Source organism: Pseudomonas sp. (genome assembly GCF_049645325.1).
In the GTDB taxonomy this organism is placed as follows: domain Bacteria; phylum Pseudomonadota; class Gammaproteobacteria; order Pseudomonadales; family Pseudomonadaceae; genus Aquipseudomonas.
Map to the genome: position 1 here is coordinate 1 of NZ_JBARTQ010000346.1, position 6,114 is coordinate 6,114.

Below are 6,114 nucleotides of genomic sequence, written 5' to 3' on the forward strand. Positions count from 1 at the left end.
CCATAAGGAGTCATGTAATGTCATCCCTTGATAGCCTGAGAACCCTTAAAACGCTGCAAATCGACGACAAGACCTATCACTACTTCAGCCTGCCCGAAGCCGCCAAGAGCCTGGGTGACCTGGACACGCTGCCGATGTCTCTCAAGGTGCTGCTGGAAAACCTGCTGCGCTGGGAAGACAACAAGACCGTCACCGGCACCGACCTCAAGGCCATCGCCGCGTGGCTCAAAGAGCGCCAGTCCGACCGCGAGATCCAGTACCGTCCGGCCCGCGTATTGATGCAAGACTTTACCGGCGTGCCCGCCGTGGTCGACCTGGCCGCGATGCGCGCCGCCGTGGCCAAGGCCGGGGGCGACCCGCAGCGCATTAACCCGCTCTCGCCCGTCGACCTGGTGATTGACCACTCGGTGATGGTCGACAAGTTCGGCAGCACCAGCGCGTTCGAGCAGAACGTCGACATCGAAATGCAGCGCAACGGCGAACGCTACGCCTTCCTGCGCTGGGGCCAGAGCGCCTTCGACAACTTCAGCGTGGTGCCACCGGGCACCGGCATCTGTCACCAGGTCAACCTTGAATACCTGGGCCGCACCGTGTGGACCAAGGACGAAGACGGCCGTACCTACGCCTTCCCCGACACGCTGGTGGGCACCGACTCCCACACCACCATGATCAACGGCCTGGGCGTACTCGGTTGGGGCGTGGGCGGGATCGAAGCCGAAGCGGCAATGCTCGGCCAGCCCGTGTCGATGCTGATTCCGGAAGTGATCGGCTTCAAGCTGACCGGCAAATTGAAAGAAGGCATTACCGCCACCGACCTGGTGCTGACGGTCACCCAGATGCTGCGTAAAAAAGGCGTGGTGGGTAAATTCGTCGAGTTTTATGGCGACGGCCTTGCCGACCTGCCCCTGGCCGACCGCGCCACCATCGCCAACATGGCCCCGGAATACGGCGCCACCTGCGGCTTTTTCCCGGTGGATGACATAACGCTCGACTACCTGCGCCTGTCGGGCCGCCCTGCCGAAACCGTCAAGCTGGTCGAGGCCTACACCAAAGCCCAGGGCCTGTGGCGCAACGCTGGCCAGGAGCCAGTGTTCACTGACACCCTCGCGCTGGACATGGGCAGCGTCGAAGCCAGCCTGGCCGGGCCAAAACGCCCTCAGGACCGCGTTTCCCTGCCGAACGTTGGCCAAGCCTTCAGCGACTTCCTCGACTTGCAATTCAAACCGACCAACAAGGAAGAGGGCCGCCTGGAGAGTGAGGGCGGCGGCGGTGTCGCCGTGGGCAACGCCGACCTGGTGGGTGAAACCGACTATGAATACGGCGGCCAAACCTATCGCCTGAAAAACGGCGCCGTGGTGATTGCCGCGATTACTTCCTGCACCAACACCTCCAACCCGAGCGTGATGATGGCCGCTGGCTTGGTGGCGAAAAAGGCCGTAGAAAAAGGCCTGACCAGCAAACCCTGGGTGAAAACCTCGCTGGCGCCCGGCTCCAAAGTGGTGACCGACTATTACAAGGCGGCAGGCCTCACACAGTATTTGGACAAACTCGGCTTTGACCTGGTCGGCTACGGCTGCACCACCTGTATCGGCAACTCCGGGCCGTTGCCGGAGCCGATTGAAAAAGCCATCCAGAAAGCCGACCTCGCTGTGGCGTCCGTGTTGTCCGGCAACCGCAACTTCGAAGGGCGCGTGCACCCGCTGGTGAAAACCAACTGGCTGGCCTCGCCGCCACTGGTGGTCGCCTACGCGCTGGCCGGCACCGTGCGCATCGACATCAGCAGCGAGCCGCTGGGTAATGACCCATCCGGCAAGCCGGTGTACCTGAAAGACATCTGGCCCAGCAGCCAGGAAATCGCCGACGCCGTGGCGCAGGTCAGCACGGGCATGTTCCACAAGGAATACGCCGAGGTGTTTGCCGGTGACGAACAGTGGCAAGCCATTGAAGTGCCACAGGCCGCGACTTACGTGTGGCAGAAGGACTCCACCTATATCCAGCACCCGCCGTTTTTTGATGACATTGGCGGCCCGTTGCCGGTGATCAAAGACGTCAAGGGCGCTAACGTGCTGGCCCTGCTGGGCGATTCGGTGACCACCGACCACATCTCCCCCGCCGGCAACATCAAGACCGACAGCCCCGCCGGCCACTACCTGCGCGAACAAGGCGTGGAACCGCGAGACTTCAACTCCTACGGCTCACGCCGGGGCAACCATGAAGTGATGATGCGCGGCACCTTTGCCAACATCCGCATCCGCAACGAGATGCTCGGCGGCGAAGAAGGCGGCAATACGCTGTACATCCCCACCGGCGAGAAAATGCCGATTTACGACGCGGCCATGAAATACCAAGCCTCGGGCACGCCGCTGGTGGTGATCGCCGGGCAGGAATACGGCACCGGTTCGAGTCGCGACTGGGCGGCCAAAGGCACCAACCTGCTGGGGGTCAAGGCTGTGATTGCCGAGAGCTTCGAGCGCATTCACCGTTCCAACCTGGTCGGCATGGGCGTGCTGCCGCTGCAGTTCAAGCTGGATCAGAACCGCAAGTCGCTGAAGCTGACGGGCAAGGAGAAAGTCGACATCCTCGGGCTGACGAACGCCGAGGTCGAACCGCGGATGAACCTGACACTGGTGATTACGCGGGAAGATGGCAGCACGGAGAGGGTCGACGTGCTGTGCCGGATTGATACCTTGAACGAAGTGGAATACTTCAAGGCGGGCGGGATTCTGCACTATGTGCTGCGTCAGTTGATCGCCTCATAAGGCAATCTTCAGAACAGTGGAGATCCAATGTGGGAGCTGGCTTGCCAGCTCCCACAGTGTTGACTGCATTCAGATCAGCCGAACAACCACTTCCACAGCAATACCAACACAACCACCGCCAACACCGGCCGCGCAATGCGGTACGCCTTGGGATGCTTGCGCTTCCACTGCTTGACCCTACCGCTGAACTTATCGGTGAAATTCTTGCTCCAGGCATACGCCTGGTTGATCCCGCCAACACGTTCGTCATCCAGGTTCTGCGGTGCCGTGGCGCGACCCAACTGCTTGCTGACCCAGCGGTTGAGGCGGGTCATGACGCGGTTGCTCAGCGGGCGCTCGATGTCGCAGAACAGGATCACTCGGGTGTATTCGGTTTCGTTCTTCACCCAGTGCACGTAGGTTTCATCAAACATCACGTCTTCACCGTCGCGCCAGGCATAGACCTGGCCGTCGACAAAGATGCGGCAGTCGTCGGAGTTCGGGGTCGACAGCCCCAAGTGGTAGCGCAGGGAACCGGCAAACGGGTCGCGGTGCGGGTTGAGGTGGCTGCCGCCCGGCAGCAGCGCAAACATGGCGCCTTTGACGTTGGGGATACTGCTGACCAGCGCCACGGTTTTCGGGCACAGCGCCTCGGCCGATGGCAGCGGTTTGTCGTACCACTTGAGGTAGAAACGCTTCCAGCCCTTCTTGAAGAACGAACCGAAACCGGCGTCGTTGTTCTTTTCGGCAGCGCGGATGTAGCCCTCGTCGAACAGGTGCATGGCCTCTTCGCGGATCACTTCCCAATTGTCCTTGAGCACGTCCAGTTCCGGGAACTTGCTGCGGTCCAGATACGGCTTGGACGGCACGGCCGAGAACAGGTACATCAAGGCGTTATACGGGGCGAACAGCGCCGAATGGTTGACGAACTGGCGCAACAACGGCAAACGAGCCTTGCCACGCAGGTGCACATACAGCGTGCTGCCGATAAACAGCGCCAGCACCGACAGTTTGGCGGCCAAAGAAAAGGTCATGCAGCAACTCCTGGAAATAAGCGCCTGGCCAGCAACCTCCCAGCTTCGGGAAACCAGACGTAACAGCCGGCCATGATAAACAGTTGGGCCATTATGCAGAAGGCCCGGGCTGACCGGCTGACATAAATCAACCTGCCACCCTCATCAGGCCTGGTTTTCCTGGTCGGTAAACAAGTCGCTGAACAACATGCTCGACAGGTAGCGCTCGCCGGAGTCCGGCAGGATCACCACGATGGTCTTGCCCTGCATCTCCGGTTTCTCGGCCAGGCGCACGGCCACGGCCATGGCGGCGCCACACGAGATGCCGCACAGAATCCCTTCTTCCTGCATCAAACGCAGGGCCATGGCCTTGGATTCGTCGTCGGTCACCAGCTCGACGCGGTCAACCATCGACAAATCGAGGTTCTTCGGCACAAAACCGGCGCCGATGCCCTGGATTTTGTGCGGGCTCGGCTTGATCTCTTCACCGGCCAGCGCCTGGGTGATGACCGGCGATACGATCGGCTCAACGGCCACCGACAGGATAGGTTTGCCGGCAATGTTCTTGATATAACGCGACACGCCGGTGATGGTGCCGCCAGTGCCCACGCCTGCTACCAGCACATCCACGGCGCCGTCGGTGTCGTTCCAGATTTCCGGGCCGGTGGTTTTTTCGTGGATCGCCGGGTTGGCCGGGTTGTCGAACTGGGCCGGCATAAAGTAGGTGGCCGGGTCGCTGGCGAGAATTTCGCTGGCTTTGTCGATGGCACCTTTCATGCCCTTGGCCGGTTCGGTCAGCACCAGTTCGGCGCCGAGCGCCTTGAGCACTTTGCGCCGCTCGATGCTCATGGACGCGGGCATGGTCAGCAGCAGTTTGTAGCCACGGGCGGCGGCGACAAACGCCAGGCCGATGCCGGTGTTGCCGGAAGTCGGTTCTACAATGGTCATGCCTGGCTTGAGTTTGCCGGTGCTTTCGGCGTCCCAGATCATGTTTGCGCCAATTCGGCACTTCACCGAATAGCCCGGGTTACGCCCTTCTATCTTGGCCAGGATGGTCACGCCACGCGGGGCGATGCGGTTGATCTGAACCAGGGGCGTGTTACCGATGGAGTGCGCGTTGTCTGCAAAGATGCGGCTCATGACGGGTCCTTAAGGCGATTTCAAGAAGGCCTCAAGGGTATGCCTCAGGCCTGGAAGCGTCCAGTCAGAGGAACGTTGCGCCCGCCTGCGCGGTCCATCGCCTATAACGTTGGAGAACCTCACTATGAAACGTCGCTACAGTGGGCTGCTATGGATTGTCGCCGTGCTGGTGGTAGTACTGATCGCCCTGGACCTCGCCCTGCCCTACCTGGTGCGCAACTACCTGAACGACAAACTCGCGGACATGGGCGATTACCGTGGCCAGGTCACGGACGTCGACGTGGCGCTGTGGCGCGGCGCCTACAAGATCAACGGCCTGCAGATCGTCAAGGTTGACGGCAAGGTGCCGGTGCCGTTCGTCAAGGCGCCGTCGATCGACCTGTCGGTGAGCTGGCATTCGTTGTGGTACGACCACGCCGTGGTGGCCGAGGTGCAGTTCTTCCAGCCCGAACTGAATTTCGTCGACGGCGGCAACCAACAGGCCTCCCAGACCGGTAAAGGCACCGACTGGCGTGCGCAACTGAGCAAATTGTTGCCGATCACCCTCAACGAAGTGCGCATTCAGGACGGCAAGATCGCCTTCCACAACTTCAATTCCAAGCCGGCGGTGAACATTTACGCCACCGAGGTCAATGCCAGCTTCTACAACCTTACCAACGTGGTCGACGTCAAAGGCAAGCGTGACGCCAGCTTCGACGGCAAAGCCTTGCTGTTGGGCCAGGCCCCGCTGGAAGCCACCGCAGCCTTCGACCCGCTGAGCAACTTCGAAGACTTCGAATTCCGTTTTCGCGCCAAGGACATTCAACTCAAGCGCCTGAACGACTTCGCTTCCGCCTATGGCAAGTTCGACTTCAACGCCGGCAATGGTGATGTGGTGGTTGAAGCCCAAGCGGAAAAAGGCCAGCTGAGTGGCTATATCAAGCCATTGCTGCGCAATGTCGAGGTGTTCAACTGGCAGCAGGACGTGGAAAACAAGGATAAAGGCATCTTCCGTTCAATCTGGGAGGCCGTGGTCGGCGCCAGCGAGACCGTGCTGAAGAACCAGAATAAAAACCAGTTTGCCACCCGCGTGGAACTCAGTGGCAGCGTGCACCAGCAAGATATCAGCGCGTTCTCAGCGTTTTTGGCGATTTTGCGCAATGGTTTTATTCAGGCCTTTAATGCGCGGTATGAGCAGCCCAAGCCTAGCGCGGACTGAAATGTGGGAGCGGGCTTGCTCGCGA

At 60.5% G+C, this 6,114-nt stretch carries 4 protein-coding genes; 2 read left to right on the top strand and 2 right to left on the bottom strand.

All coding sequences use genetic code 11. The annotated features are described in order from the left end of the window. Positions 1–17 precede the first annotated feature (17 nt). Positions 18–2,759, top strand: a complete 2,742-nt coding sequence (gene acnA, locus WBB95_RS15445) for an aconitate hydratase AcnA (protein ID WP_424488377.1) — start codon at positions 18–20, stop codon at positions 2,757–2,759. A gap of 74 nt (positions 2,760–2,833) precedes the next feature. On the opposite strand, the gene WBB95_RS15450 is transcribed toward acnA, so the two are convergent. After that, positions 2,834–3,772, bottom strand: a complete 939-nt coding sequence (locus WBB95_RS15450; protein ID WP_424488378.1) for an aspartyl/asparaginyl beta-hydroxylase domain-containing protein — start codon at positions 3,770–3,772, stop codon at positions 2,834–2,836. A 144-nt stretch (positions 3,773–3,916) separates the two neighbouring features. Continuing rightward, a complete protein-coding gene (gene cysK / locus WBB95_RS15455; protein WP_424488379.1) occupies positions 3,917–4,891 on the bottom strand; it encodes a cysteine synthase A in 975 nt (324 codons plus the stop codon). Positions 4,892–5,015: 124 nt separating this feature from the next. Here cysK and WBB95_RS15460 point away from each other — a divergent pair, with 124 nt between their 5' ends. Beyond that, a complete protein-coding gene (locus WBB95_RS15460; RefSeq protein ID WP_424488380.1) occupies positions 5,016–6,089 on the top strand; it encodes a DUF748 domain-containing protein in 1,074 nt (357 codons plus the stop codon). Positions 6,090–6,114 lie beyond the last annotated feature (25 nt).

Excerpts from the sequence above, each read along its gene's own strand:
- acnA (WP_424488377.1), top strand. The coding sequence starts at position 18 with ATGTCATCCCTTGATAGCCTGAGAACCCTTAAAACGCTGCAAATCGAC.
- WBB95_RS15450 (WP_424488378.1), bottom strand. The coding sequence starts at position 3,772 with ATGACCTTTTCTTTGGCCGCCAAACTGTCGGTGCTGGCGCTGTTTATC.
- cysK (WP_424488379.1), bottom strand. The coding sequence starts at position 4,891 with ATGAGCCGCATCTTTGCAGACAACGCGCACTCCATCGGTAACACGCCC.
- WBB95_RS15460 (WP_424488380.1), top strand. The coding sequence starts at position 5,016 with ATGAAACGTCGCTACAGTGGGCTGCTATGGATTGTCGCCGTGCTGGTG.